26 protein-coding genes are annotated in these 25,622 nt (G+C 67.9%); 11 read left to right on the top strand and 15 right to left on the bottom strand.

Annotated elements, in window-relative coordinates:
- Positions 1–10 precede the first annotated feature (10 nt).
- Positions 11–895 (bottom strand): dienelactone hydrolase family protein, encoded by an 885-nt coding sequence (locus ASD28_RS01185; protein WP_056122703.1) that lies wholly within the window; start codon positions 893–895, stop codon positions 11–13.
- 38 nt (positions 896–933) lie between these two features.
- Complete coding sequence (locus ASD28_RS01180; protein ID WP_056122700.1) at positions 934–2,073, bottom strand: acyltransferase family protein; 1,140 nt, start codon at positions 2,071–2,073, stop codon at positions 934–936.
- 133 nt (positions 2,074–2,206) lie between these two features.
- On the opposite strand from ASD28_RS01180, the gene ASD28_RS01175 reads away from it, so the two are divergent.
- The 3 genes from ASD28_RS01175 (at position 2,207) to ggt (ending at position 5,047) form a co-directional block, all read left to right on the top strand.
- Complete coding sequence (locus tag ASD28_RS01175) at positions 2,207–2,803, top strand: glutathione S-transferase (RefSeq protein ID WP_056122697.1); 597 nt, start codon at positions 2,207–2,209, stop codon at positions 2,801–2,803.
- Positions 2,804–2,882: 79 nt separating this feature from the next.
- A complete protein-coding gene (locus ASD28_RS01170) occupies positions 2,883–3,287 on the top strand; it encodes a hypothetical protein (protein WP_056122694.1) in 405 nt (134 codons plus the stop codon).
- A complete protein-coding gene (gene ggt / locus ASD28_RS01165; protein WP_056122693.1) occupies positions 3,284–5,047 on the top strand; it encodes a gamma-glutamyltransferase in 1,764 nt (587 codons plus the stop codon). Before ASD28_RS01170 ends, ggt begins: the two co-directional genes overlap by 4 nt.
- A gap of 13 nt (positions 5,048–5,060) precedes the next feature.
- Here the strand turns inward: ggt and ASD28_RS01160 are convergent, their stop codons facing one another.
- The 7 genes from ASD28_RS01160 to ASD28_RS01130 all read right to left on the bottom strand — a co-directional run bounded on the left by ASD28_RS01160 (position 5,061) and on the right by ASD28_RS01130 (position 10,937).
- On the bottom strand, positions 5,061–6,488 hold the full coding sequence (locus ASD28_RS01160) for a hypothetical protein (protein WP_056122690.1): 1,428 nt from the start codon (positions 6,486–6,488) through the stop codon (positions 5,061–5,063).
- Positions 6,485–7,357 (bottom strand): ABC transporter ATP-binding protein, encoded by an 873-nt coding sequence (locus ASD28_RS01155; protein WP_056122687.1) that lies wholly within the window; start codon positions 7,355–7,357, stop codon positions 6,485–6,487. The genes ASD28_RS01160 and ASD28_RS01155 overlap by 4 nt, the downstream gene beginning before the upstream one ends.
- Positions 7,354–7,746, bottom strand: coding sequence for a GntR family transcriptional regulator (locus ASD28_RS01150; protein WP_056122684.1), 393 nt, complete (start codon positions 7,744–7,746; stop codon positions 7,354–7,356). The genes ASD28_RS01155 and ASD28_RS01150 overlap by 4 nt, the downstream gene beginning before the upstream one ends.
- 174 nt (positions 7,747–7,920) lie before the next feature.
- Positions 7,921–8,502: a TerD family protein gene (locus ASD28_RS01145; RefSeq protein ID WP_056122682.1), complete on the bottom strand. Its 582-nt coding sequence runs from the start codon at positions 8,500–8,502 to the stop codon at positions 7,921–7,923.
- A 20-nt stretch (positions 8,503–8,522) separates the two neighbouring features.
- The gene (locus ASD28_RS01140) at positions 8,523–9,218 is read right to left on the bottom strand and encodes a TIGR00266 family protein (protein WP_056122679.1); all 696 of its coding nucleotides are present in this window, start codon (positions 9,216–9,218) and stop codon (positions 8,523–8,525) included.
- Between the two features lie 29 nt (positions 9,219–9,247).
- Positions 9,248–9,823: a TerD family protein gene (locus tag ASD28_RS01135; protein WP_056122676.1), complete on the bottom strand. Its 576-nt coding sequence runs from the start codon at positions 9,821–9,823 to the stop codon at positions 9,248–9,250.
- A 43-nt stretch (positions 9,824–9,866) separates the two neighbouring features.
- Positions 9,867–10,937 carry a DUF475 domain-containing protein gene (locus tag ASD28_RS01130; RefSeq protein ID WP_056122673.1) on the bottom strand — a complete coding sequence of 357 codons (1,071 nt, stop codon included), beginning with the start codon at positions 10,935–10,937 and terminating at the stop codon, positions 9,867–9,869.
- A gap of 122 nt (positions 10,938–11,059) precedes the next feature.
- Between ASD28_RS01130 and ASD28_RS01125 the strand changes: the two genes are divergently transcribed.
- Positions 11,060–11,974: a LysR family transcriptional regulator gene (locus ASD28_RS01125; RefSeq protein ID WP_056122671.1), complete on the top strand. Its 915-nt coding sequence runs from the start codon at positions 11,060–11,062 to the stop codon at positions 11,972–11,974.
- A gap of 48 nt (positions 11,975–12,022) precedes the next feature.
- Complete coding sequence (locus ASD28_RS01120) at positions 12,023–13,369, top strand: hemolysin family protein (RefSeq protein WP_056122668.1); 1,347 nt, start codon at positions 12,023–12,025, stop codon at positions 13,367–13,369.
- 21 nt (positions 13,370–13,390) lie between these two features.
- Here the strand turns inward: ASD28_RS01120 and ASD28_RS01115 are convergent, their stop codons facing one another.
- Complete coding sequence (locus ASD28_RS01115; RefSeq protein ID WP_156650874.1) at positions 13,391–13,783, bottom strand: hypothetical protein; 393 nt, start codon at positions 13,781–13,783, stop codon at positions 13,391–13,393.
- A 55-nt stretch (positions 13,784–13,838) separates the two neighbouring features.
- Positions 13,839–14,663 (bottom strand): AraC family transcriptional regulator, encoded by an 825-nt coding sequence (locus ASD28_RS01110; protein WP_056122663.1) that lies wholly within the window; start codon positions 14,661–14,663, stop codon positions 13,839–13,841.
- Positions 14,664–14,748: 85 nt separating this feature from the next.
- Between ASD28_RS01110 and ASD28_RS01105 the strand changes: the two genes are divergently transcribed.
- A complete protein-coding gene (locus tag ASD28_RS01105; protein ID WP_056122659.1) occupies positions 14,749–15,366 on the top strand; it encodes a glutathione S-transferase family protein in 618 nt (205 codons plus the stop codon).
- On the opposite strand, the gene ASD28_RS01100 is transcribed toward ASD28_RS01105, so the two are convergent.
- Both ASD28_RS01100 and ASD28_RS01095 read right to left on the bottom strand, forming a co-directional pair.
- A complete protein-coding gene (locus ASD28_RS01100) occupies positions 15,299–16,228 on the bottom strand; it encodes a DMT family transporter (RefSeq protein ID WP_307166723.1) in 930 nt (309 codons plus the stop codon). The two genes, ASD28_RS01105 and ASD28_RS01100, sit on opposite strands and share 68 nt — an antisense overlap.
- Positions 16,225–17,268, bottom strand: coding sequence for a TlpA disulfide reductase family protein (locus ASD28_RS01095; protein ID WP_082579092.1), 1,044 nt, complete (start codon positions 17,266–17,268; stop codon positions 16,225–16,227). The genes ASD28_RS01100 and ASD28_RS01095 overlap by 4 nt, the downstream gene beginning before the upstream one ends.
- Before the next feature lie 65 nt (positions 17,269–17,333).
- On the opposite strand from ASD28_RS01095, the gene ASD28_RS01090 reads away from it, so the two are divergent.
- From ASD28_RS01090 to ASD28_RS01070, 5 genes are all read left to right on the top strand, one after another.
- Entirely contained in the window at positions 17,334–18,707 is a 1,374-nt protein-coding gene (locus tag ASD28_RS01090; RefSeq protein ID WP_056122653.1) for a PLP-dependent aminotransferase family protein, read from the top strand.
- A gap of 102 nt (positions 18,708–18,809) precedes the next feature.
- Positions 18,810–19,280: a nuclear transport factor 2 family protein gene (locus tag ASD28_RS01085; protein WP_056122650.1), complete on the top strand. Its 471-nt coding sequence runs from the start codon at positions 18,810–18,812 to the stop codon at positions 19,278–19,280.
- 11 nt (positions 19,281–19,291) lie between these two features.
- Positions 19,292–20,371 (top strand): histidine kinase, encoded by a 1,080-nt coding sequence (locus ASD28_RS01080; RefSeq protein WP_229412372.1) that lies wholly within the window; start codon positions 19,292–19,294, stop codon positions 20,369–20,371.
- Complete coding sequence (locus ASD28_RS01075; protein WP_056122647.1) at positions 20,368–21,096, top strand: LytTR family DNA-binding domain-containing protein; 729 nt, start codon at positions 20,368–20,370, stop codon at positions 21,094–21,096. The genes ASD28_RS01080 and ASD28_RS01075 overlap by 4 nt, the downstream gene beginning before the upstream one ends.
- A complete protein-coding gene (locus ASD28_RS01070) occupies positions 21,093–22,271 on the top strand; it encodes an acyltransferase (RefSeq protein WP_056122645.1) in 1,179 nt (392 codons plus the stop codon). Before ASD28_RS01075 ends, ASD28_RS01070 begins: the two co-directional genes overlap by 4 nt.
- 126 nt (positions 22,272–22,397) lie before the next feature.
- Here the strand turns inward: ASD28_RS01070 and ASD28_RS01065 are convergent, their stop codons facing one another.
- Together ASD28_RS01065 and ASD28_RS01060 are read right to left on the bottom strand one after the other, a co-directional pair.
- On the bottom strand, positions 22,398–23,018 hold the full coding sequence (locus ASD28_RS01065; RefSeq protein WP_056122642.1) for a PEP-CTERM sorting domain-containing protein: 621 nt from the start codon (positions 23,016–23,018) through the stop codon (positions 22,398–22,400).
- Positions 23,019–23,047: 29 nt separating this feature from the next.
- Positions 23,048–25,555 carry a cellulose binding domain-containing protein gene (locus tag ASD28_RS01060; RefSeq protein ID WP_082579091.1) on the bottom strand — a complete coding sequence of 836 codons (2,508 nt, stop codon included), beginning with the start codon at positions 25,553–25,555 and terminating at the stop codon, positions 23,048–23,050.
- Positions 25,556–25,622 lie beyond the last annotated feature (67 nt).

The raw sequence follows: 25,622 nt of genomic DNA, 5'->3' as shown, positions 1-25,622 counted from the left end.
ACAGGCTCCGCTACGCCAGCTTCGCCTTGAAGAACGCCATCGTCCGGCCCCATGCCAGTGTCGCGGCCGCTTCGTCGTAGCGCGGCGTCGTGTCGTTATTAAAGCCGTGCTCCACGCCCGGGTAGACGAAGTGTTGATAGTCGACGCGGTTCGCCTTCAGCGCGGCCTCGTACGCGGGCCAGCCGGCCAGGATGCGCTCGTCCTTGCCGGCGTCGTGGATCAGCAGGGGCGCGCGGATGCGGGCGACGTCGGCCGCGGGCGGCTGCATGCCGTAGAACGGCACGGCGGCGGCCAGGTCCGGCAGCTGCGTCGCGAGGTAGTTGGCGATGCCGCCGCCGTAGCAGAAGCCCACCACGCCCACCTTGCCCGTACCCTGCGGCAGCGCGGCCAGCGCATGAAAGGCGGCGATGAAGTCCGCGCGCGTCTTGGCCTGGTCGAGCTTGGGGAAGAGTTCGCGGGCCTTGTCCTCGTCGCCCGGATAGCCGCCCAGCGGGTACAGCGCGTCCGGGGCGAAGGCGACATAGCCGTCGAGCGCGACGCGGCGGGTAACGTCCTCGATGTGCGGATTCAGGCCGCGGTTTTCGTGCACGACGAGGATCGTCGGCAGCTTTCCTTTCGCGTGCGCCGGCTCGGCCAGGTAGCCGTGCACCTTGCCATAGCCCTGCGGCGACGGGAAGTCGACATACCGCGTCTTCAGGCGCGCGTCCGCCGGGGCAACGAGCGGCGCGGCGAACGACGGCGACAACTGCGCCAGCAACGCGGCGGCCGTCGTGCCGCCGGCGGCATAACGGCTGGCACGCGACAGGAAATCGCGGCGCGACACGCGGCCGTGCACATAGCCATCGAACAGTTTCAGTACCTCGGGGTCGAAATCCGCTGCGGTCAAACGTGTCATGTCCAGCCTCCTGTCGGGTCCAAGAGCGCCAGCATACTTCAGATCCGGATGACGATGCGCCGCTTGAACAGCTGCCATAGCCCCGCCCCCAGCACGAGCAGCAGCAACGCCGAATACGCGGCCGAGGCCACCCGCGCTTCGGGAATCGCCTGCGCCAGCCACGCGGCCAGCAGGTCGTGCAAGCTGCCCGCCCCGAGCGGCAGCTGCATCGCCGTATCGATCAGCGTGATGCCGACGAAGGCCAGCGTCGCATTGGTGCCGAAGGCGAGCACCGGCCGGGTCCACGCGGGCGCTTCCTGGCCGGGCGGCACGACGCGCATCAGCACGAGCAGCGACAGCAGCGTGAACCCGCCGGACGCCAGCGCAAAGCTGGGCGTCCACAGTTTTTTCACCATGGGCACGAGCGGATCGAGCAGGAAGCCGGCCAGCAGGCAGGCCACGCCGGCGATGGCGAGGGCCGTCAGCGTGGCGCGCTTGTGCGACCGCATCAACAGCAGCGACGCCGCCACGCCGAACAGCACGTTGACGAGCGCGCCCAGGGTGGACACGAGACCTTCCGGATCGAAGGTGACGACGGCGCCGGTCGTGCCCCACGGCCACAGGTGCGGGACGCCGAACACGGCGCGGTCGACGACGGCCGGCAGCGCGTGCATCGAGTCGAAACACGCGCGCCCGCAACCGGGCGCATCCCACGCGAGCAGCAGCGCGGCATAGCCGGCCAGCAGCGCCACGCTGGCCGCCACCGGCACCGAGACGCGCAGGCCGTCGCGCCGCAACGCCAGCACGCAGCCCGTGCCCACGATCGCATAGCACAGTCCGATGCGCTGCAGGATGCCCGGCAGGCGGACGTGGGCGAAGTCGAAGCCCGGCAGCAGGTTCAGCACGACGCCGAGCGCGACGAGCACGGCCGAGCGGCGCAGCACGTGGCCGACGAGGGCCGTCCTGCCCTGCCCCGCGCGCCGCGCGAGCGCATGCGGCAGCGCGGCGCCCGCGCAGAACAGGAAGGCGGGAAAGATCATGTCGGCGATGGCGAAGCCGCGCCAGTCGGCATGCGTCAGGAACGTGAAGCGCCGGTCCCAGCCGCCCGCGTACGCGACCATGATCATGCCCATCACGGCCAGGCCGCGCAGCAGGTCGATGGCAATCACACGCGGCGTGGAAAGTGCCGGCTTTTCCATCCTGTTCCCCATGTATGAAATCGATTTCAAATATGCGCCGGCGGACGCGCATCGTCAAGTCATGATGCATAACGCACATCACTATCCAGAAGGAAATAGAATGGAAGACCACCGCAACCCACCAGGAGATCCCATGCAACTCATCGGCATGCTCGATTCACCGTTCGTCCGCCGCGTCGCCATCTCGTTCGATCTGCAGGACATTCCGTTCGAACACAAGGCGCTGTCCGTGTTCCGCAACTTCGACGAATTCTCCGCCATCAATCCGACAGTCAAGGCGCCGACGCTCGTGCTGGACGACGGTTCCTTCTTGATCGATTCCACGCTGATGCTCGAATACGGCGACGCGCTGGCGGGCAACTCCCTGCTGCCCACCGCCCCGGCCGCGCGGGCCAGGGCGCTGCGTGCCATCGGCCCGGCGCTGGCGGCGTGCGAAAAGACGGCGCAGATCGTCTACGAGTATTCGCTGCGTCCGCAGGAAAAACAGCACCAGCCGTGGCTCGACCGCGTGCAGCAGCAATTGTTCGCCGCGCTCAGGCTGCTGGAAGCGGAGACGGACGCGTTCGACATCGCCGCACTCGACCAGGCCGCGGTCACGGCCGCCGTCACGTGGTCGTTCGTCCAGTTGAACGTGGCGCAGATCGTGAAGCCCGATGACTTCCCGCACCTGGCCGCCTGGACCGCGCGCGCGGAAGCACTGCCGGTCTTCCAGCGCTACCCGCTCGTTTGAGCGCCACCGAGCGGCAAGCGCGCCGGCCTCGACTGGCGATTTTGCTATGATTGGTTTCACACCAACAACCGGACGCTCCATGAAACTGCCGTCCCTGGCCGCCCTCGCGGCGGCCGTGTCGATGCCGATCCTGGCCGGCTGCGCCGCCCCTCCGCCGCAAGACGCCGTGTACCCGCTCCGGCCCGAGCAAAGCGTCGTCCTCGCGCGCGGCACCGTGCTCACGTACGACAGTTACAGCGACAGCCGCTGTCCCGCGAACACGCGCTGCGTCTGGGCCGGCCGGCTGATCTTCCGCTTCCTCATCGACGGCCCGAACGGCGCCGAAGAATTCACGCTCGGTCCCGACCAGCCGACGGCCACGCCCGCGTCGCTGCACGGGGCTCGCATCACGCTCGACACGTCCGCGATCCCGCCCGCGCGCGCGGCCGGCACGCTGCGCCCCAGCGACATCATTCCCGTCACGCTCAAGATCTCCACCAAATGACCACGTCGACCACTTCCGCCAAAACCCTCGCCTGCGGCCTGATCCTCTCCATCGTCCTGGCACCGCCGCTCGCGCTGGGCAAGACCCCGGTCACGACAGGCACCGGCGGCGCCGTCGCCACGATCAGCGAAAAGGCGTCGGCCTCCGCGCTCGCGATCCTCAACAAGGGCGGCAACGCCATCGACGCGGCCGTCGCGGCGGCGGCCACGCTGGGCGTCACCGATCCGTTCAGCTGCGGCATCGGCGGCGGCGGCTTCATGGTCGTGTACCTTGCGAAAGACAAGCGCGTCGTCACCATCGACCACCGCGAGACGGCGCCCGCGTCGTTCAGCCCATCCGTCTTCCAGGAAAACGGCAAGGCGATCGATTTCGACACGGCCGTCGCCAGCGGCGCATCGGTCGGCGTGCCGGGCACCGTGCGCGGCTGGCACGAGGCGCTGGAGCGCTACGGCACGATGTCGTTCAAGCAGGTGCTGGCGCCCGCGATCCAGGTCGCGACGAAAGGCTTCCCCGTCAGCGACACCATGCACGGCCTGATCGTCGAGAACGAGAAGAAATTCGGCATGTTCGAGACGACGAGCAAGCTGTATCTCAAGAACGGCAAGGCCCTGCCGGCCGGCACCGTCGTGAAAAATCCGGACCTCGCCAAGGCCTACCGCGAGCTGGCGGCGAAAGGCTACAAGGTGTTCTACGAAGGCCCGCTGGCGCAGGCCGTCGTCGCGGCCGTCAACCGCCCGCCCGTCACGGCCGGCGTCCAGGTCCGCCCCGGCACGATGAGCCTCGCGGACATGGCCAATTACGAGGCGCGCATCCGCCAGCCGATCCGCTCCACCTACCGCGGCTACGACATCTACGGCATGCCGCCGCCCAGCAGCGGCGGCGTGACGGTCGCCGAAGCGCTCAACATCCTGGAAGGCTTCGACCTGAAGGCGATGCCGCGCGTGAACGTCGAACACCTGTACCTGGAAGCAAGCCGCCTCGCCTTCGCCGACCGCAACGCCTTCCTCGGCGACCCGGAATACGTCGACGCGCCGATCGAAGGCGTGCTGTCGAAGCAGTTCGCGGCGCAGCGCCGGTCGCTGATCCGGCCGGACCGCGCGGCCGGCGTCGTCCCCGCCGGCGACGCCTTCCTGTACGAGAACGACCAGAGCTTTCCGCTGCGCCCGCAGCAGAACCTGATCATGAAAGAAGGCACGCACACGACGCACCTGACGGTGTCGGACAAATGGGGCAACGTCGTGGCCTACACCTTCACGATCGAGTCGTGGGGCGGCAGCGGCATCGTCGTGCCGGGCTACGGCTTCCTGCTGAATAACGAGATGACCGACTTCGATTTCACCGGTCCGGCGCCGAACGTCCCCGAAGCGGGCAAGCGCCCGCGCAGCAGCATGGCGCCGACGCTCGCCTTCAAGGACGGCAAGCCCGCCTTCACCATCGGCAGCCCGGGCGGCGCGACGATCATCACGACGGTGCTGCAGACGATCGTCAACTACATCGACCTCGGCATGACGATGGACCAGGCCATCGACGCGCCGCGGCTATCGCAGCGCAACGCGAAAGAGACCTCGGTCGAACCGGGTTTTACCGGCACCCCGCAGGCCCAGGCGCTGGAACAGTTCGGCCACAAGTGGGAAGCGAAGCCCGAAGAGATCGGCGCCGCGAACGCGATCGTGTTCAATCCCGACGGCACCGTGACGGCGGTCAGCGAAGGCCACCGCCACGGCATCGGCACGGCGCTCGTGCAGAAGCGCGCGCACTGAATCCACACCTTGATCAACCCAGCCGGCCGGCGGGAAAGGCCGGCGGCGCGGCGAGCATGCGGCGCCAGTCGAGCCGCAATTGCACGAGGCAGACGGCCAGCGAGATTTCGATCAGCCACGGCCACGCCGTGGTGCCGGTCAGCTTGCCGAGGGCCACGGCCGCGAGCGCCTGCACGAGCGCATACGCGCCGGCGCGCAGGCCCAGCGCCAGGTTCCAGCCGCCGCGGACGCTCGCGTAATCGCCCAGCAGCCCCATCATCGCCACCTGGCCGGCCAGGCTGCACAGGCCGAGCTGGCGCAGCAGCCCATCCGGTCCCGTGCCCAGGACGAACGACGCGCCCGTCAAGGCTGCCGTCAACAACACCCACACCGAGAGCGCCTGACGCAGCAGCCGCGTGGCGAGGCGGCGGTTCAGCAGCGCGGCGTTGCCGGCCAGCGGCGTCAGGCGCAGCAACGCCTGCTCGCCCTGCGTGCGGCGCAGCTGCTGGCCATACTGGGCCGTGCTGAATGCGACGACGAGCGCCATCATGCCCGGCCCGGCGTCCAGTAACACGCCGGCGAACGATTGCGCCGCCGCGCCGCGCGGCACGGCCAGCACGATGTGCACGATGACGCTGACGACCACGACCACGACGATGGCGCCGCCCCAGGAAGTCCAGTGCGCCATCGGTCCCAGCGCATGCATCAGCATCGTGCCCGGATCGGCGCGCCGGCGCTCGCAACGCAGCGCGACGCGGTACAACGACAAGTTGCCTTGCCACACCATACCGTCGGGCATGGGCTGTTGTTGTTCCTTGCGGAAAGCGAAGTGGTTCAGGCGCCTGATCTGGTCGCCGCGCCGCGCCAGGAAGGCGTCGCCGCCGGCCGGATACATCCAGCGCAGGCCCCACACCGCGGCGGGCAGGACCAGGATGCTCATGACCCAGAAGGCGGCATTGCCCGTCATCCGTTCGACCCACGCGGGCGGCAGCATGAAGTGCACCAGCCACGGTCCGTTGCCGCCCAACACGAGCAGGACCACGACGTACTTGTTCCCCGCCATCATCAACGCCATGCACAGCGTGCCGAGCGCGACGATCGGCAGCACGGCCCAGTTGCCGAGGCCGTACGCGATGCCGAGCGTGGCGATGCACAAGTACGCGGCCGTCATCTGCAGGAGGCGGCGGCGCTGGCGCGGCAGCAGCCATGCGTTCATTGGCGAATTCAGGCGGATGGAACCGGGCACGAAGAGGAAAGTCCAGATGAACGCCAGCGCCATGAAGACGACGGCGATGGCAAAGCGCAGCGCCTGCAAGGGAGACAGGTTGCCCAGCACGGCCACGATGATGCCGCATGAGGCGATAGCGCCGGCCACCAGGTAAACGCCGCGCAGCGAGCCCGGTTCGCGCTGCGCCGCGGCCGCGCGCCAGATCGTCCGAAAATCCTGCAGCGCGGCGTTCATTGCGTCACCTCGATGAACAGGTCTTCCAGCGTCAACGGTTCCACGCGCACGCCCGGCTCGCGCGCGAGGCGCGCGACGTCGTCGCCCGGCGCCTGCACGATCACGCTCGTCATGGCCCCCTCCTGGCGCCGCCGCACCTCGCCCGCCAGCGGCGCGCCGGGCAGCGTGGCGGCGGGCACGACGACGCGGCGCGCGCCTTCCAGCAGCGCGTCCGTCTGGCCCTGCAGCGCGATGCGGCCATCTTTCAAGAACGCGAGGTCGAACGCGACGCGCTCCAGGTCGGACAGGATGTGCGTGGAGAACACGACGGTCGTCCCCCACTCGATCACCTGGTCGACGAGCTCGCGCAGGAAGGCGCGCCGGCCGACCGGATCGAGCGCGGACACGGGTTCGTCGAGGATCAGCAGTTCCGGCTCGTGCGCCAGCGCGCGGATGATGGCCAGTTTCTGCTGCTCGCCGCCGGACAGGCGCTTGATCGGCTTGTTGCGCAGCTCCGGGCCGAAGTCCCAGCGCGACAGCAGGCCGTCGACCTTGCCGGTGTTCCAGCGCGGGTACATCGCGCGGAAATAGTCGAACATCTGCACGGGCGTCAGCCAGTCGAACAAATCGGTGCGCTGCGGGACATAGCCGATGCGGCCCCGCGCGTCGTCCGACAGCCCGGCCACGTCTTCGCCGAACAGCGTCACCGCGCCGCCGTCGGCCTCGCGCAACCCGAGCATGCATTCGAGCAGCGTGGACTTGCCGGCGCCATTGCGGCCCAGCAGGCCGACGACCTGGCCGGGCGCGATTTGCCAGTCGAGATCGGCAAGCACCCGCTGGCTGCCGAAGTACTTGCTGACCGAGGACATGCGAACGATGGCGGCACTCATTTTGTTTCCTTCAGAATGGTTGCGAACAGGGACAGGACGGTTTCTGGATCGAGCTCGAGCTGGCGCGCCTCGACGGCGGCGCGCTCGAGCGTGGGACGGAGCAGGCCGGCGCGGTCGGCCGGCTGCGTGGATGCAGACTCGGCGACCACCATGCCGAGGCCGCGCCGGCGCGCCAGCACGCCTTCCATCTCCAGCAGGCTGTAGGCCTTGGAGACGGTCATGGGATTGAGCGCCAGCGCCTGCGCGATCTCGCGCACGGACGGCATCTCGTCGCCGGGGCGGAGCTGGCCGCTCGCGGACAGGCGGCGCACCTGCTCGACGAGCTGGCGGTAGATCGGTTCGGACGAGCCGGTCGCGATCGAAAACAGGCTGGCAGTGTGTGTGGGCATGGTGTCTACTGTATTAATTGAGTAATACAGTACGCCGGCGGTGTATCGTCGTCAAGCGATATTTACAAAAAAAGACGGCTCCGCGAGGGAGCCGTTAAAGGGCGTGGGCGCCAAGCCGCCCACGTTGGATCTGCGGACGGAGACTGGTCCGCAGGGACGACAAAAAACGTTACATCAGAGGTGCGGGACGATCAGCGGCATGAGGTCGTCGAAGGTACGGCCGGTGCCGTTCTCGCCGATCGCATGCATCTTCCACTCGCCGTTATGGCGGTACAGCTTGGCCATGATCTGGGCCGTGTGCGAGCCCTGCACCGACAGGTCGTAGCGCGCGATTTCCTTGCCGTTGCTGGTATCGAACAGGCGGCAGAACGCGTTCTGGACCGTCGAAAAATTCTGGCCCGTGAAGCTGTTGACGGTGAAGACGAGCGACCTCACGCTCTCCGGCACCGTGCGCAGGTCGACGACGATCTGTTCGTCGTCGCCGTCGCCGGCACCCGTGCGGTTGTCGCCGGTGTGCGTGATGCTGCCGTCGCGGCTTTTCAGCTGGCGGAACCAGACCACGTCGACCGGGCGGTTCGATTCGTCGAACATCACGACGGAGGCGTCCAGGTCGACCGCCTGGCTCTTCGCGCCGAAGCCGAAGAAACCGCCGGACTTCGCGACGTCCCAGCCGAGGCCCATCGTCACGCGGGACAGGGCGCCGCCGGCTTCCTTCTCCAGCGAGATCTTCTGGCCCTTCTGCAGATTGACTGCCATTTGAATTACTCCTTTGCTTGTCAGCGTCCGGGCGCCTGCACCCACGCCTTGAACGTGGCGCGGTTGCGCGAACAGACATAAATCTTGCCGCGACCGGAGAAGCGCAGGACGAGGCCCTCGCCGCTGGTCTGGCTGTTGATCAGGTTACCCAGGAAGCCGCCGCTGGTGCCGGTCGTGATCGAGACCTCGTAGTGCAGGGTGCTGTCCCAGGCGACGACGTGCGAGTTGTCGATGATCGCGTCCTTGCCCGGTTCCACATCGAGCACGTTCATCGAGCCGAAGCCGGAGACGACGACCTGGCCGCTGCCCGAGGTCTCGGTCACGAAAAAGCCGCCGCTCTGGGCGAACAGCGCGTTGCCGAGACTCTGGGTGCGCACGCGCAGGTCGACGCCGGAGCTGGCCGCCACGAACGCGCCGTCGCTGATGATGAACTGGTTCGGGCCGCAGTCGACCACCTGCATGGCGCCCGGCAGCGTGGGAGACAGCAGGCAGTCGCCGTCGCCGCGGGTCGCTTCGATGTGCTGCTGGAAGAACGACTCGCCGTTGGCGAAGGTGCGCATCAGCGCGCTGCCCAGGCCCCCCTTCATCTTGCCCTTGAGGTCGAGCGTCGATTCCATCATGACCATCGCATCCGATTCGCAGTAGATGGTCTCTCCGCGCTTCAGCGACACATGCAGGAAGGGATCGACGTCCCCGGTCACGGTAAACACTGGCATTTGGCTTCCTTTCAGGCCGGCGTTTTAAATTAGACGCTCACGCCATAGTTCTTGGCGAGGGGGCCGAGGCCGCCGTTGAAACCCTGGCCCACTGCGCGGAACTTCCAGTCCGCGCCGTTACGATACACCTCGCCGAAGATCATGGCCGATTCGGTCGAACCGTCTTCGGACAGGTCGTAGCGGGCGATCTCGCTGTCGTTGGCCGCGTTGATGCAGCGGATGAACGCCTTGCCGACCATGCCGAAATTCTGGCGGCGCGTATCGCCCTCGTGGATCGTCACGGCCAGCACGATGCGCTCGACGTCGGCCGGGACCTTCGTCAGGTCGATGCTGAGGGTCTCGTCATCGCCCTCGCCGGCGCCGGTGCGGTTGTCGCCCGAGTGCGTCACCGAGCCGTCGGACGACTTGGCGTTGTTGTAGAAGATGAAGTCGGCATCCGAGCGGACCTTGCCCGACTGGTTCAGCAGGAACGCGACGCCGTCCAGGTCGAACGCGGCGCCATCGGTGGCGCGCACGTCCCAGCCGAGGCCCAGTTTCAGGCTGGACAGGCCCGGTGCTTCCTTCGACAGGTTGACGTTACCGCCTTTTTGCAAGCTGATTGCCATGATGATTCTCCTTCAGGTTGATAAGTACTGCCTTTTTCACGCTTCATTCGACGTGGGCGAACTCTTTGCTGCCCACACCCAACGCTTCCTGCTTCTTGCGATACCGGATCGACGACCACACCGAGGCACCGATGAAGGCGACACCCGCCAGGCCCGTGACCAGTTCCGGCACGTGGAACTTCATACTCGCCAGCATGATCAGGGCCAGGATGCCGATCGCGTAGTGAGCGCCGTGCTCCAGGTACACGAACTGGTCGAGCGTGCCCTTTTCCACCAGGTACACCGTCAGCGAACGCACGAACATCGCACCGATCGCCAGGCCCAGCATGATGATCACGACGTCGTTGGTGATGGCGAACGCGCCGATCACGCCGTCGAAGCTGAACGATGCATCCAGCACTTCCAGGTACAGGAAGCCGCCGATACCGCCGCGCTTGACCATCTCGCCGACGTCGCCGCCGCCCTCTTCCGACTTCTCGAGCAGGTTCGACAGCACGTCCACGCCGACGTAGATCAGGATGCCCCACAGGCCCGAGATCAGCACGACCATCTTCTGGGCTTCCGGCACCAGCGACAGGCTGGCCATCAGCGCACCGATCGAGATCATCACGGCGATCGACGACACCTTGCCGAGCGAGCCGAGCTTGGCTTCGAAGTGGCCGAGCCAGTGGTGTTCCTTCTCTTCATCGAACAGGAAGTTCAGGAAGACCAGCAGCAGGAACATGCCGCCGAATGCCGCCACTTCCGCGTGGTGGTTCGTCAGGTGCATCGAGTACTGCTTCGGATCCTGCAAGGCCATGTTCCACACGTCCATCAGGCCCAGGTCGGCCGCCACCGCGACGATCACGAGCGGGAACAGCAGGCGCATGCCGAACACGGCGATGATGATGCCGACGCCCAGGAACAGCTTTTTCCAGAACGCGTCCCACGTTTTCAGTACGGAGGCGTTGACCACCGCGTTGTCGAACGACAGCGAGACTTCCATGACCGCGAGAATCGCGGCGATACCCATCGCCGTCAGCGCACCGGCCACGCCGGCATGCTCGTAGCCCCACCAGGCCGAGCCCAGCAGGCACAGCGCCGTGACGATGAATGACACCCTAAAATGCTTCATTCTTATGTCCCTTCTTGGGATATGTGTTGTTGACAAGGCGCAGTGTAGAGGCGATGATCCAATCAAAAAAGCGAAGATAACAAGAGAATCACTTCGAAAAAACCTGCGTTATTCACGTGATAATGAAATCCGACATCAATTTCCGCCACCTGTACTACTTCTGGGTCGTGGCCAACGAAGGCGGCATCACGCGTGCCGCCGAACGGCTCGGCCTCGCCGTGCAGACGGTCAGTTCGCAATTGACGCTGCTGGAGCAAGCGCTGGGCAAGACGCTGTTCGCGCAGCAGGGCCGGCGGCTCGTGCTGACGGAAGCGGGCCGGCTGGCGCTGGGCTATGCCGACCAGATCTTCTTGCTGGGCGAGCAGATGCAGGAAGCGCTGAACGAGTTCGACAGCGGCCGCACGCGCCTCACGGTGGGCATCTCGGACTCGCTGCCGAAGCTGTCGGCCTACCGCATGCTGGAAGCCGTCACGCGCATGGACCGCCCCGTACGCATCGTCTGCTACGAAGACCAGTTCGAGGCGCTGCTGGCCGATCTCGCGCTGCACAAGCTCGACGTCGTGCTGACCGACCGCGAAGTGCGCGCCGGCGCGACCCTGAAAGTGTTCAGCCACCAGCTGTTCGACAGCGAGATGGTGGTCGTGGGCACGCCCGTGCTCGCCCAGCGCTACGGCGGCGCGGACGATGCGTTTCCACAGAATCTGAACGGCGCGCCGTTCCTGCTGCCGGCGCGCAATAATGCCCTGCGGGGCAAGATTGACGAGTGGTTCGTGCAGCACCACGTGCGGCCGGACGTGGTCGGGGAGTTCGAAGACAACGCGCTGCTCAACACATTCGGCCGGCGCGGCCTGGGCCTGTTCTTCGCGCCGGCCGCGCTGGCGGACGACGTCGCCGAGCAGTTCGGCGCCGTGCGGGTCGGGCTTGTTCCGACGGTGCGCGAACAGTTCTACATGATCTCGAGCGACCGCAAGATCATGCACCCGGCGGTCGAGGCCATCCTGGCGGGATCGCGAAAAGCGACTCCCCCGGCGGCCTGACCGTTACAATGCAGCTCGGCTTTTGCCTTTCGAGTAAACATACCTTCTATGCAAAACGTATTGCTCGTCGTTCTCGCGCTGCTGCTGGTGGCGCTGAACGGCTTCTTCGTGGCGGCCGAATTCGGCATCGTCACCCTGCGCAAGACCCGTGTGCGCGCCATCGCCAAGACCGGCGGCCTGCGCGGACGTATTCTCTACAAAGTCCACAGCCAGCTCGACGCTTATCTGTCCGCCTGCCAGCTGGGCATCACGCTCGCGTCGCTGGGCCTGGGCTGGGTTGGCGAACCCGCGTTCGCGAACCTGCTGGAACCCGTGTTCTCGCTGGTCGGCGTCACGAGCCCGCAGATCATCCACGGCGTGTCGTTCGTCGTGGCGTTCAGCGTGATCTCGTTCCTGCACATCGTCGTGGGCGAGCTGGCGCCGAAGTCGCTGGCAATCCGCGTGCCGGAAGCGGTGGGCCTGTGGAGCGCCATGCCGCTGTACGGCTTCTACTGGGCGATGTACCCGGCCATCTGGCTCCTCAACGCGAGCGCCAACCTCGTGCTGCGCGTGGCGGGCCTCTCGGGCGTGGGCGGTCACGAGACGCATTACTCGAACGACGAACTCAAGCTGATCCTGCGCACGAACACGGGCACGCCGGGCGAGCGCTTCACGCACGACGAGCGCCACATCCTCGCGCAGTCGCTGGAGTTCGCCCAGCACACGGTGGCGGACCTCATGCGTCCGATTAACGAGGTGAGCGCGCTGTACGCGAGCCGCTCGCTCGAGCAGAACCTCGACACGATGCGCCGCAACCGCTTTTCGCGCTACCCGTATTTCGACGAGGACGGCGAGGAAGTGCTGGGCGTGATCCACCTGAAGGACCTGTTCTTCGCCGAGCAGTCGGGCAAGGACGTCGACGACCTGACGGATTACCTGCGTCCCGTCGAACTGATCTCGGCGCGCACGCCGGCAATCGAGCTGTTCCGCCGGTTCCGCGGCGGCGCCCCGCACTTCGCGCTGATCGGAGAGAAAGGCAAGCGTCCGGTCGGCTTCATCACGCTGGACAACCTGCTGGGCGCCATCGTCGGCGAGATCCGCGACGAGTTCCGCCTCAACGAAAACGACTGGCTGCCGCAGGGCGACGGCACCTACATCGGCAAGGCGAGCCTGCCGATCGTCTCGCTCGAACGCGTGCTCGGCATCGACATCAACAACGAAGAGATGGGGCTCGATGAAGTCGAATCCGTCGGCGGGCTGTTGATGGCCAAGCTGGGGGATATTCCCAAGCAGGGGCAGCGGATCGAGTTTCCCAGGTTCGACGTCGTGGTCAAGAAGACCAACGGGCCACGCATCCTGCTCGTGAAAGTGATTCCGCAGCTGGAGCGCGGGGCGGATGAGGATGATCTGGACTGAAGGTGTTCGATACAATCAAGTTCATGCAGGATCGACATAACGCGCGGCTTCCGCCGAAAAGGCAAACGCATACAGCCACCAGCATTCGGCGACGATGACCAGGGTAGCGCCGGCCGCGAGTGCGGCGTCCGTCGCGTTACCCGCCTTCATGCCATCGATAAGGAAGCACAGGGCGGCGAGGCTGATGAGGATCAGCAGCGCGATGTAGGCCCCACCGATCCAGCGAACGACGCCCATGCGACGGCGCGCAGTCATCATGATCGTCAGTGACCACATGGACAACGCGAAGAATACCGAGAAGACGACTTGACCCATTGTCCCGTCGCCTCTGGGCGTTTCTCGTTGAGCGTACGCTGCCAGGCGTAGGCCGCCAACAAGCAAAGACGGCACGGCAAACGTCGTGATGAGCTGCATGAGCTTCCAAGCGACGGGCTTGCGGTCGACGGCACGATCGGTTGCGTTGCCCAATTCAAGCCCCACCCGCCTGCCGCGCCTCTTCCCGATACCGCCCCGGCGACTTGCCCACGAGCCGCCGGAAATCCGACGTGAAGTGCGCCTGGTCGAAATACCCGAGCCCCTGCGCCAGCGCAGCCAGGTCGACGTCGCCTCCCTGCGCGAGACGATCCGCCGCCTCGTGCAGGCGAAACCGCCGGATCGCCCATTTCGGGCTCACGCCCACGTACTCGCTGAACAGCTGCTGCAGGCTGCGCACGCCCATCTGCGCGACCGCCGCCAGTTCCTCCACCTGCGTCAGCCCGGGCGTCGATTCCACCGCACGCAGGATGGCCGCGATCCGGTCGACCTGCGGATCGGGCGCCGGCAGCATGGTTCGCAGCAGCGCCCCCGCCGCCTCGATCATCGCGGCGTCGTCCGCCGTGTCCAGCACCGCATCCTGCGCGGCCGCCGCGTCCCACGGGAACACGTCGCCCAGCGCCAGCACCTTGTCCGTGATCGTGTGCAGCGGCCGGCCCAGCAAACCGCGGAAAGCGCCGGCCCGGAAGCGCAGGCCGCACACCTTGCCCGCGTCCTGCAATGTGTAATCGAACGAGCCCGTCGTCAGGCCCCAGATGCCCGTGCGGGCGCGGTCGAACACGATGTGCACGCACGGGTAAGGCAAGGTGCGCTGCGTGTGTGCCGGGCGGCCCTGCAAGTCCCACTCGACGATCCAGTAGTGGTCGAGGAACGGCGCCAGGTCCGGCGGCGGCAGGTAGCGGCCGAGCCGGAACATCTTGCCGGCGAGGGCAGGCGCGACGACGCCCTTGGCGCGGTCGGTGACGGTGGGGAGATGGCTCATCGGGGCATTCTAGCATTCGCGTTTTTCCTAGACCGCGGCGGCAGGCAAGCCTAATCTGTCGGCTCACCGCCATCCCGAGGACCCCATGAACCCGACCCTGTTCCACGCTCCGAATTCGCGCTCCGGCGCGGCCCGCATCCTGCTCGAAGAACTCGGCGCCCCCTACGACCTGCACGTGCTGAACCTCAAGAAGAACGAGCAGCGCGCGCCGGAGTACCTGGCCATCAACCCGATGGGCAAGGTCCCCGCCATCCGCCACGGCGATGCCCTCGTCACGGAGCAGCCGGCCGTCTTCATCTACCTGGCCGACCTGTTCCCGCAAGCGGGTCTCGCGCCCGCGCTGGACGATCCGCTGCGCGGTCCCTATCTGCGCTGGCTCGCGTTCTACGGTTCGTCGTTCGAGCCGGCGATCACAGACCTCGCGATGAAACGCGAGCCCGCGCCGCCGATGATGTGCCCGTACGGCGACTTCGACACGATGCTGGCCGCGTTGACTGCCCAATTGCGCGCGGGCCCGTACCTGCTGGGCGAACGCTTCTCCGCCGCCGACGTCCTGTGGGGCATCTCGCTCGGCTGGGCCACGATGTTCAAGCTGGTGCCGGAACTGCCCGAGATCATGGCCTACATCGACCGCGTCAGTTCGCGTCCGGCCGCGCGCCGGGCCGCGGAAGCGGATGCGCTGCTGGCCGCCGCGCAGGGTTGATCAGGCCAGTGGCCAGCGCCGTCCCCATCACGATCAGGGCGCTGCCGGCCGCCATCGCGGTCGTGAAAGTCTCGCCGAGGAACAGCACGCCCCACAGCACGCCGAACGCGGGTACGAGGAACGGCACGGCCATCGTCCGCGCCGCGCCCACGCGGGCGATCAGGCGGAAGAACAGCACGTACGCGAGCGCCGTGCACAGCGCGCCCAGGCACAGCAGCGCGCCCCACGCACGGGGCGACGGCGGCGTGGCCGGATGCAGGGCCAGTGCTGCCGGTGCCAGCATGAGCGCGGCGGCCAGCTGGCTGCCGGCGGCGACGGCCAGCGGCGGCACGGTCGCGAGATAGTGCTTGCTGAAGTGGGCGGAAAACGCGTACAGCATCGTGGCCGCGACGCATGCCAGCATGGCCCATCCGGTTGCGATTGCACCTGCGCCGGGCGTGAAGCCGGCGTTATCCGCGGCGAGCCACACCACGCCGCAAAAGCCGAGCGCCAGCCCGGCGGCACGCGTGCGGCCGATGGCCTCGCCCAGCCACACGCGCCCGATGACGGCCGCGTACAGCGGCGTGGCCGCGTTGAAGATCGCGGACAGGCTCGCGTTGATGCCCAGCGCCGCCAGCGCGAACAGCACGAACGGCAGCGCGGAATTCGTCAGGCCCACCAGCAGCACCGGTTTCCAGTGCCGGCGCAACGCACGCCAGTCGCCGCCGAGCAGCGGCAACAGCAACACGGCGGCGATGGCGGCGCGGGCACCGGCCAAGGTCATCGCGCCGAACTCGCCGGCGCACACGCGCATGAACAGATACGATGCGCCCCACAGCGCGGCCAGCGCCGTCAGGCAGGCAATGTCGCTCTTCTTCATCATTGCCCCCTCACCGCGCGCAGCGCCGCATCGAGGCCGCGTTCTTCTGGTCCCAGCACGCGCGCCACGCGGCCCTCCGCATCGACCAGCACGACGCTCGGGATCGCGCGGATGCCGAAGGCGGCGAAGGCGGCGCCGTCGCGGTCGAGCGCCACCCGCGGCGTGCCGGGATGGGCCTTGGCGTAGGCCGCCAGTTCGGCGGTCGACGTCCACAGCGGCGCGGCGACGGCAAGCCAGTCCACGCCGCCCCGTTTCATCAGGCGCGTCGCGTCCTCGCGCACGCGCCGGCAGGCCCGTGCGGTGGCGGGACGGGTCTCGCGCAGATATGTTTCGCACCACGGCGAAAAGAACACGAGCGCGCGCGGCTTGCCGGCCGCGCCGGCCGGGAGATCGAGGCCCGCCACCTTGTCGCCGACCCGGAACACACGCGCCGCCTGCGCTTGCGGTGCCAGCGCGACCGGTTGCGCCGCGACCCGGCCTTGCGCAGCGCGATCCAGCGCCGCATGCAGGGCCGCATCGTCGAGATGGCCTACGTAGGCGATGCGGCCGTCGGCGCCGATCAGCACGTGCTGCGGCGTCACGCGCAGGTTCAGGCGGCGCCCCAGGCTGCCGTCGTCGAGCGCGATCGGCATCGTGAGGCCGTGGCGGGCGCGGTAGGCGCGCACGTCGGCCTCCGTGTCGCTGAAACCCGCATTGACGGCGATGACGTCGATGCGCTTGCCGTACTGCCGGTGGATGCGTTCGAAGCCCGGCATCTGCTGCAGGCACGGCGCGCACCACGTGGCCCAGAACTTCAGGTAGACGGGCCGCCTGCCGTAGCGGGTGGCGAGGTCGATGGTGCCGCCGTCGAGCGTGCGCAGGACGGCGGCCGGCGCCGGCTGGCCGATCAGCGGCTGGCCGGCGTGCGCGGCGCGCGTGGCGCCGTCGTCCGCGGCCCCGCAGGTCGCGCAGGTCGCGCAGGCGAACAGCGCGCTGGCCAGGGCGGAGATGAAGTGGATGAGGGTCATGGGATCCTTCATGGTGACGGTGGATGAGGTTTTCATCGTAGTGACCACTTGGATCAGGGCAAAGACGCAAGAATTGCATGAATCCCTGTACCATTTACTGCATGGACCTTTCGATAAACATCGACCGCTTCGCGCGCACGCCCGTCGCCGGCCAGATCGCCGCCGCGATCGGTGCCGCCATCCACGACGGCCGCCTCTCTCCCGGCGCCCGGCTGCCGTCCTGGCACGACCTGGCCGTGCAGCTGGGCGTCGCGCGCGGCACCGTGCGCGCCGCCTACGACAGCCTGCGCGACCAGCAGCTCATCGTCACCGCCGGCGCGGCCGGGACGCGCGTCGCGCGGCAGGCGGTGCGTGCGGGGACGGCGCCGGAACGCCCGGCCGCCCCGCCGCCGCGCCTCGCCGCACCGGTCCCGTTCCAGGTCGGCGTGCCGGGCCAGGACGTGTTCCCGTTCAAGACGTGGTCACGCATCATGGGCCGTGCCGCGCGCACCGCGGCCGCGCAGCCGCTGGGGTATCCCGATCCGCGCGGCGAACCGGTGCTGCGCGCCGCCATCGCGGCCTACCTCGGCATCGCGCGCGGCATCGCGTGTCACCCGTCGCAGGTGTTCGTCGCGAACGGCCATGCCGCCGCGCTCGGCTTCGTCCTGCGCGCGCTGCGCCTGGAAGGACGCAGCGCATGGGTCGAGCATCCCGGCTACGCGTCGGCGCGTACCGTGCTCGCGCAATACGGCGTGACGCCTGTCCCGGTGCCCGTCGATGCGGAGGGGCTAGCCGTGGCGGCGGGCATCGCGTCCTCTCCGAAGGCGGCACTGGCGGTCGTCACGCCGGGGCAGCAGGCGCCGCTGGGCATGACGTTGTCGCTGGCGCGCCGGCATGCGCTGCTCGATTGGGCGGCCGCGCGCAACGCGTGGATCGTCGAGGACGACTACCTGGGCGAGCTGCAGCTGCAAGCCCGCGCCACGCCGGCGCTGGCGGCGCGCGACCATGCCGGCCGCGTGCTGCACATCGGGACCTTCAGCAAGACGATCGCCCCGGCGCTGCGCGTCGCCTTCCTCGTCGTGCCGCCCGCGCTGGCGCCCGCCGTCGCCGCCGTGGCCGATGTCGCCGCGGCCGCGCCGGCACCCGCGATCCAGTTCGCCATCGAGGAATTCCTGCGCGACGGCCACTACCTGCGCCACCTGCGCCGCATGAAGCGCGTGTACGCCGAGCGCCGCGCCGCGCTGTGCGCCTGCCTGCGCGATCTCGGCCTGGCGCATGCCGAGGCCGGCCTGTCCGTGCTCCTCCCGCTGGCGGATGGCGTCGACGATGCCGCGCTGGCCGCGCACGCACGCACGGTGGGTCTCGCGCCGTCCGCCCTGTCGTGGTGGCGCGCGCAAAAAGACGACGCGCCCGGCGGCCTGCTGCTGGGCGTGACGAACGTGCCGCCTGGGCGCGCGCAGGCCGCGTGTGCGGCGCTGGCCGCGCTGCTGCGCTGAGCCGCTACCGGTTCGCCGCATGGCCGGCACGGTCCGGCGCAGCGTGCTGGCCCGCACGCGCGAACGCTTCTATCGTGGTGTCTTTCCATATCGGGAGCCGCCATGCGCGCCTTGTTTTCTCTCTTCCTCGCCTTCTGCCTCGCCGGTCCGGCGCACGCGGCCAATGCCGAAGATGCCGCCATCCGCCAGCTCGTGCAGCAATTCCAGACCGCCATCGTCGCGCGCGACGGCAAGACGCTCGGCTCGCTGTTCGTGCAGGAAGGCGGCAGCTGGTGGTCCGTGCTGGACGAACCGACGTATGCGGCGGCCAAGGCGCGCAATCCGGCCGCGCAGCGCCTGGAGCCGTCGACATGGCAGGCGTTCGCCGAATTCGTTTCGCATAGCGCCAGGCCGATCGAGGAGCGCTTCTACGACGTACGCGTCCGCACGAACGGCACCGTCGCCTCCGTGTGGTTCGATTTCGACTTCCTCGCCGACGGCAAGGTGACGAATCGCGGCAGCGAAACGTGGCAGCTCGTGCGCACGGACGATGGCTGGAAAATTGTCGCGATGCTGTATTCCGTCCACCAGTGACGCGGGCTAGAATGGCCGATCCGTCCATACGCCACGCCGCCGTGAAAGAAGACACGCCCCTGCTCGTCCCCGTCCTCGCCGCCCTGCCGGTGTTCACCTGCATGGTGATCCTCGGCCTGCCTGCGCTGGGCCACGGTTACGCGCCCATGTTTCGCACGCTGTTCTTCGTCGCTTGCGCCGTCTGGACCGTGCCGCTGGTCCTGCTGCAGCGCGCGTTGTGGCGCCAGGGCCGCGCATGGTGGACGATGACGCTGATCCTGCTCGCGGCGTCGTATGCGATGGCGGTCGCGAACTCGCTGCTGGGCCAGTGGCTGTCGATCGCGCTCGGGCTGGAGACGGGCTACCACTGGGACGACCTCCTGCGCGGCCTGGACGGCTGCTGGCTCGCGCTGGTCGCGTTCTGCGCGATGCATGCGGTGGCCGTGTACTACCTGTCGCTGCAGCGCACCCGGCTGCGCCTCGCGCAGGCGCTCGCGGACGCGCGCGACGCGGAACTGCGCGCGCTGCGCCTGCAGGTCAATCCGCACTTCCTGTTCAACACGCTGAACGCGGTGTCGGCCCTCGTCGCGGCCGGCGCCAACCGCGACGCGAACCGCATGCTCGCCCGCGTGTCCGATTTTCTCCGTGCCACGCTGGCGCACGACGGCCGCCACGAGCACACGCTGGCCGAGGAACTGGCGCTGACGGAAGCCTATCTCGACATCGAAAAGGCGCGTCTCGGCGAGCGCCTGCAACTGGCGATGCATGCGGGGCCCGACCTGCTCGATGCCGCCGTGCCCTACCTGATGCTGCAGCCGCTCGTCGAGAACGCGGTCCGCCACGGCATCGCGCCCATGGCCGGGGTGTCCTCCGCTGCGGGGCGCATCGACATCCGCGTCGCGCGTGTGGACGACCACCTGCGCGTGGACGTGCGCAACGACGGCACGCAGCCGACGCAGGCCGGCGGCGGCATCGGCCTGGCCAACGTTGCGAACCGCCTGCGCCATTTGTACGGCGACGCCCAGCGGGTGGACGCGGGCTGGCGCGACGACGGCCGCTTCCACGTGTCGCTGACGTTGCCCCTCAGGGTGAACACTGAGGTGGCGGCATGATGCGCGTCGCGATCGTCGACGACGAACCGCTGGCCCGGCTCGCCGTGAAGGCGCGGCTGGCGCGCCACGCGGACCTGGAACTGGTGGCGGAATACGGCGACGGCGACACGGCCGCCGCCGGCCTCGCGGCGATCCGGCCCGATCTCGTGTTCGTCGACGTCGAGATGCCCGGCAAGAACGGCCTCGACATGCTGGCCGCCCTGCCCCGCGCCACGCGTCCGCTGGCGATCCTGCTCACGGCCCACGACACCTTCGCCGTGCGCGCCTTCGACCTGGCCGCCCTCGACTATCTGTTGAAACCCGTCGACGACGACCGCCTGGACGACGCACTGGACCGCGCCCGCACGGCCATGAGCCGCCTTCGTCCCGCGGCACCGCCCACATGGACGCGCAGCTTCACGGTGCGCGCCGGTACCCGCACGGTAATCGTCGACGCGGCCGCTGTGGAACGCATCGAGGCCGACGGCGACTACGCCACGCTGCACGCCGGCGGCAAGACCTACCTCGTGCGCGAACCGCTGCAGGAACTGGCCCGGCGCCTCGATCCGGCCCGGTTCCAGCGCGTGCACCGGTCCAGCATCGTGCGCCTGGACGTGGTCGCCGAACTGCGCGCGCTGACGAACCGCGACGCCATGCTGCGCCTGCGCGACGGCACCTTGCTGCGCGCGAGCCGTACCTACATGCCGGCGCTGACGCAGGCGCTGGCCTTGCATACACACCCATGACCCAATCTGCTTCCACTTACCGCCTGCGCGGCCTCGACCTGCTGCGCGCCGCCGCCATCCTGCTCGTCCTGACGAGCCACTACACGGGCTTCGTCAGCCACGCACCCACGTTCGGGGTCGTCGGCAAGGTCGGCTGGGCCGGCGTCGACCTGTTCTTCGTATTGAGCGGCTACCTGATCGGCAACCAGCTGCTCGCCCCTGCCGCGCGCGGAGAATCCCTGTCGCTGAAGACCTTCTTCGTGAGGCGCCTCCTGCGGACGCTGCCCAATTACTACGTCGTACTGGTGGTGTACTGGTTGTTCCCCGGCGCGCCGCTCGGCGGTTCGGGCATGGCGGCGCCGTGGCGCTTCCTGACGTTCACGCAGAACTTCGGGCTCGCCTACGGCCAGACGTTTACCCACTCCTGGTCGCTGTGCATCGAGGAGCAGTTTTATGTGCTGCTGCCCCTCGTCGTGCTGGCCCTCGCGTGCATTGGCTTTCCCGTGCGGCTCGCGTGGGGCCTGCTCGTGGGCGGCATCGTCGCGGGCATGGCCACGCGCGCCGCGGCGTATGCGCTGCACGGGCACGATGCGTTCATGGCCGAGGTTTATTATTCGAGCTTCTGCCGCGCCGACGAACTGCTGCCCGGCGTCGCCATCGCCCTGCTGCGCAACGTCCATCCGCACGCATTCACTCGCCTGCTGCGCCATGCGAACGCGCTGTGCGCGGCGGGCCTCGCGCTGAGCGTCGGCATCCTGACCTGCATCCACCTCGACTGGCCAACGACAGCCGTCACGTCGACGTTCGGCTTCTCGCTGCTGGCACTCGGCTTCGGACTGATGACGTGCGCGGCGCTGTCCCCCGCCTGCATCCTGAACCGCATCGACATCCCCGGCGCGTCGCAGCTCGCGCTGTGGTCGTACGCCGTCTACCTCGTGCACAAGCCCGTGTTCATGGCGCTGCGGCCGCACATCGAGCGCCTGCACATCGATGCGGGCGCACCGCTCACCGTCGTCGCCGTCATGGGCGCGGGCATCGCCGGCGGCTGGGTGCTGTACCGCTGCGTGGAGACGCCGTTCATGCGCCTGCGCGCACGCCTGACGACCGCTCGTACCGCTGAACACGCGTTCCATCGCACGGCAGATGATCGCGCACCGTCCTCGCACTGTTCCTGTTCGGGCTCTACGCGAGCGTGAGCGTGAACCGCGGCGCGTGGCGGACGTCGTGGCCTTCCGCGGCAATGCCACGATGGCGCCGTGCTCGGCGGGCATCTGTGGAACCGGCACGCCGTGCCGGCCCGACGATTCAATGCCGGACCGGCCTCACGCCGCCGAGCCAGGCGCCTTGCGGCGGCGCGCGCGGCCCAGGATCAGGGCGAACGCACCCAGGCCGAGCACCAGCGGGCTGGCCGGCTCGGGCACCGTGCCGCTGGGGGGAACGGAAGCGGCGGTGGTGAAGTCGTCCATGACGAACCAGCCGGTATCGCGCGTGATGGTCAGCGACGACACGTTGTCGAATGCCGCGGCCGCCCACGTGTAGCTGCTGCCGATCGCGACCTTACCGGTCGTGCCGATGAGGTGATTGGCGGCGTCATAGGCGGCGATGGCGATCCACGACGCCTTGTCGGCAGCACCGTCCGGCGCCGCGAACCACGCGCCGGCAAAATTGAACGGCGTGGCGCTGCCGATGGTGGCGCCATCGGAGCCAAAGCCGTTCACGGCGAAATGCGTGCCGCCGTGGGCGCCGTTGCCGTAGCCGTCGATGCCGGTGTCGCCGGCAAACCAGTCGTCGCTGAAGGTCAGGCCGGCGTACGGATTGATGTCGCCCAGGCCGGCGAAGTCACCGTCCGTGGCCACGTCCTCGAAGCCGAGGATACCGGCGTTGGCGGCGCCGGCCAGCATCAGGCTGGCGCTGGCAATCAATGCAAACAGAGTCTTTTTCATGGTGGGTATCTTTGCTGGGTCAGGGTTCGTTATTTGCAGATGTCGCCGGTCACTTTCGGGATCGTCGCGTTCAGCGCATCCTGGCCCGCGATGACGAAGCCGAGCGAGGCCGTGCCGCCCGGCGCGATGTCCTTGTTCCAGCCGCCGCCGTCCGACGCGGTGAATGTCGGCGCGCTGCCCGTCACGACCCCGTTCCACGCGCTGCCCGACACGAACGTGCCGTCGCTGTAGGTCCAGGACACTTCCCAGCCATGCAGCGTCTCCGTCCCCTGGTTGGTGATCGAGACAGTGGCGATGCCGCCGCCCCACCAGGTGCTGGAGAGTTCGTACGTGCACACGGCGGTGGGCGCCGGCTTGACGGGCACTTGCGGCACCACTTGCACGTCGCCGGTCGGATCGATCTTGCCGTAGGCGATGCCGCGGCCGTTGGTGCTCATGTAGACCAGGCCATACGTGTTCATGTCGCCGGTGACCCAGCGTCCCAGCGTGCCGCCGTATTGATGGGCGTCGTCGTTGACGCGGTCCCAGTGGGCGCCCATGTCGATCGAGCGCAACAGGCCTCGCGACGTGCCCACCATACCCCACATGTAGAGCGTCGGATAGCTGGCGCCAGGTGCTTCCTTGCCCAGGCCCATGGTGCCGCAGGAGCCGATCCCGCCGACGCTGGTGAACGTGGCGCCCGAATCGGTCGAATGGGAGATGCCCTTCGAACCTACGCAGGCCCACACGTCGCCCTCGATGCCGGGCGTGGCGCGCACGAGGCTGTTGCCGCCGGCCGGCAGGGTGGCCGTGGCGTTGAACGACACGCCGCCGTCGGTGCTGACCAGCATCTTGCCCATGCCGATGTCGTAGACGTAGAACTTGGCCGGGTTGACCCGGTCGGCGACCGGATAGGCGTCCTTCACGGACAGGCCTGCCACCGGCGCCCAGTTGGCGCCGAAATCGGTCGAGCGATACGTGGTGGTCGAGCCGTCCGGGCTGTGCAGCAGCACGGCGCCATCGGCCGACAGCGCCAGGTTCCCGAACTTGCCGTTCATGGTCGGCGCCTTTTGCCAGCTTGCGCCCGTATTGGTCGAGATGTACATGGCGTTCGAGCCGACCCGCGCCATCACGTGCGTCGCCTTCGGCGCCACGGCCAGGCCGGTCGTCGTGCCGACGCCTGGGGAATGGCGCAGGGCGTACTGGGACGGATCGGGCTGGGTGAAGCCGTCGTAGTCGCCGATGACCGACACGAACGGGCCGCCCGGGATGGCCTCGGCGGCGAACGAACCGGTCTCTTCCATGCCTTTCACGTCGAACTTCCAGACGCTCGTCGTTGCGTCGAGATCGGTGGTCCTGAACACGCCGTTACCCGAGATCACCCACGCGGTCTTCGAATCGAACGGGTCGAACTCGACGTCGCCGGCCCAGTGGATCGAGGATTCCTTGACCCAGTCGATACCGTTCGGGTCGATCTCCATGCCGCGTTGCATCAGGTCGACCCAGGAGCGGCCGGCGTCGTAGGAGGTGAAGATGTGGTCGCCGTACCCGTCCGGGTTCCTGTGCTGTAGCCAGTACATATTGGTGGTCGACGCGATCAGGTGCTTCGGATTGCCCGGGTCGACGCTGATGCCGGCGAACGCATTGGTCATGCCTGCCGGCGTGATGTTGGTCCAGGCGCCGCCGACCATGTTGTATTCCCAGACCTGGCCCGTGGTCATCGGTTCGCTGTCGCTCTGGCCGTGCGGTCCGGCGCCGTTGGCATAGGTCAGGTACAGGCGGCCCTTGTTCGTCAATGCCGCGCGCTGCGGCATCAGGTTCGCCGGCGCACCCGCGACCGGGGCGAAGGTGATGCCGCCGTCCTTGCTCATGTACAGGTTCGGCCCGACCGAGCCGTAACGCGATACGCCGACGACAATGCGCTTGGCCGTCCCGCCGCTGACGCTGGTCGGATCGAGCAGCACGAAGCTGATGCCGTTGCCGTTGGGCGTCGAGGCCACGTTCAGCCCGTTCACATGAGTCCAGGTCGCGCCTGAATCGACGCTCTTGAACAGGCCGTTGTCGCGCGTACCGACGAACAGGACGTTGCTCGAGCCCGGGTCGACCTGCAGTCGTTCGCCGTTCGAGCGGCCCATGCCATTGCCGTGGGCCTTGAACTGGGCCGTCACGTCGACCAGGTCGAAATGCTGGCCGTAGTCGGTGGAGCGCATGATCACGGTCTTGCCGTTGCTGAAGTAGCTGGTGCCGGCCAGCATGTAGACGGTGCCCGGGTTGCGCGGGTCGACCGCGATCGACTCGACGCCCATCAGGCCGGTATCGCTTTCGCTGATCCAGTCCGTCAGCGCGACCCAGCGTTCGTTATGGGCATCCCAACGGTAGGAACCGCCCACGTCGGTGCGGGCGTAGATCACGCCGCGCTCCAGTTTGCTGGGAACGACACCGCTGACAAAACCGCCGCTGCCCATGGCGACGTTATCCCAGCGGTATGTCTCAGCGTTCGCGCCCAGCGAGAACAGCAGACCCAGCGTCAGGGCCAGCGTGCTATTCAGTTGCATCATCGTCTCCGTTTTGTTCGAGAAGGTCCCGACGGCTTGCAGCGCCTGCGTGAACGCGGATCGGTAACCG

This window comes from Massilia sp. Root133, from assembly GCF_001426525.1.
Lineage (GTDB): Bacteria > Pseudomonadota > Gammaproteobacteria > Burkholderiales > Burkholderiaceae_D > Telluria > Telluria orientalis.
The sequence above is the reverse complement of the archived record's forward strand: the minus strand, read 5'-3'. Positions and strand labels throughout refer to the sequence as shown.

Bases quoted from the DNA above. Each gene is read 5' to 3' on its own strand.
- ASD28_RS01185 (WP_056122703.1), bottom strand. From the start codon at position 895: ATGACACGTTTGACCGCAGCGGATTTCGACCCCGAGGTACTGAAACTG.
- ASD28_RS01145 (WP_056122682.1), bottom strand. From the start codon at position 8,502: ATGGCAGTCAATCTGCAGAAGGGCCAGAAGATCTCGCTGGAGAAGGAA.
- ASD28_RS01180 (WP_056122700.1), bottom strand. From the start codon at position 2,073: ATGGAAAAGCCGGCACTTTCCACGCCGCGTGTGATTGCCATCGACCTG.
- ggt (WP_056122693.1), top strand. From the start codon at position 3,284: ATGACCACGTCGACCACTTCCGCCAAAACCCTCGCCTGCGGCCTGATC.
- ASD28_RS01155 (WP_056122687.1), bottom strand. From the start codon at position 7,357: ATGAGTGCCGCCATCGTTCGCATGTCCTCGGTCAGCAAGTACTTCGGC.
- ASD28_RS01170 (WP_056122694.1), top strand. From the start codon at position 2,883: ATGAAACTGCCGTCCCTGGCCGCCCTCGCGGCGGCCGTGTCGATGCCG.
- ASD28_RS01115 (WP_156650874.1), bottom strand. From the start codon at position 13,783: ATGCAGCTCATCACGACGTTTGCCGTGCCGTCTTTGCTTGTTGGCGGC.
- ASD28_RS01075 (WP_056122647.1), top strand. From the start codon at position 20,368: ATGATGCGCGTCGCGATCGTCGACGACGAACCGCTGGCCCGGCTCGCC.
- ASD28_RS01110 (WP_056122663.1), bottom strand. From the start codon at position 14,663: ATGAGCCATCTCCCCACCGTCACCGACCGCGCCAAGGGCGTCGTCGCG.
- ASD28_RS01095 (WP_082579092.1), bottom strand. From the start codon at position 17,268: ATGAAAACCTCATCCACCGTCACCATGAAGGATCCCATGACCCTCATC.
- ASD28_RS01140 (WP_056122679.1), bottom strand. From the start codon at position 9,218: ATGCCAGTGTTTACCGTGACCGGGGACGTCGATCCCTTCCTGCATGTG.
- ASD28_RS01100 (WP_307166723.1), bottom strand. From the start codon at position 16,228: ATGATGAAGAAGAGCGACATTGCCTGCCTGACGGCGCTGGCCGCGCTG.
- ASD28_RS01060 (WP_082579091.1), bottom strand. From the start codon at position 25,555: ATGATGCAACTGAATAGCACGCTGGCCCTGACGCTGGGTCTGCTGTTC.
- ASD28_RS01150 (WP_056122684.1), bottom strand. From the start codon at position 7,746: ATGCCCACACACACTGCCAGCCTGTTTTCGATCGCGACCGGCTCGTCC.
- ASD28_RS01130 (WP_056122673.1), bottom strand. From the start codon at position 10,937: ATGAAGCATTTTAGGGTGTCATTCATCGTCACGGCGCTGTGCCTGCTG.
- ASD28_RS01120 (WP_056122668.1), top strand. From the start codon at position 12,023: ATGCAAAACGTATTGCTCGTCGTTCTCGCGCTGCTGCTGGTGGCGCTG.
- ASD28_RS01090 (WP_056122653.1), top strand. From the start codon at position 17,334: ATGGACCTTTCGATAAACATCGACCGCTTCGCGCGCACGCCCGTCGCC.
- ASD28_RS01065 (WP_056122642.1), bottom strand. From the start codon at position 23,018: ATGAAAAAGACTCTGTTTGCATTGATTGCCAGCGCCAGCCTGATGCTG.
- ASD28_RS01135 (WP_056122676.1), bottom strand. From the start codon at position 9,823: ATGGCAATCAGCTTGCAAAAAGGCGGTAACGTCAACCTGTCGAAGGAA.
- ASD28_RS01080 (WP_229412372.1), top strand. From the start codon at position 19,292: ATGGCCGATCCGTCCATACGCCACGCCGCCGTGAAAGAAGACACGCCC.
- ASD28_RS01105 (WP_056122659.1), top strand. From the start codon at position 14,749: ATGAACCCGACCCTGTTCCACGCTCCGAATTCGCGCTCCGGCGCGGCC.
- ASD28_RS01125 (WP_056122671.1), top strand. From the start codon at position 11,060: ATGAAATCCGACATCAATTTCCGCCACCTGTACTACTTCTGGGTCGTG.
- ASD28_RS01070 (WP_056122645.1), top strand. From the start codon at position 21,093: ATGACCCAATCTGCTTCCACTTACCGCCTGCGCGGCCTCGACCTGCTG.
- ASD28_RS01175 (WP_056122697.1), top strand. From the start codon at position 2,207: ATGCAACTCATCGGCATGCTCGATTCACCGTTCGTCCGCCGCGTCGCC.
- ASD28_RS01085 (WP_056122650.1), top strand. From the start codon at position 18,810: ATGCGCGCCTTGTTTTCTCTCTTCCTCGCCTTCTGCCTCGCCGGTCCG.
- ASD28_RS01160 (WP_056122690.1), bottom strand. From the start codon at position 6,488: ATGAACGCCGCGCTGCAGGATTTTCGGACGATCTGGCGCGCGGCCGCG.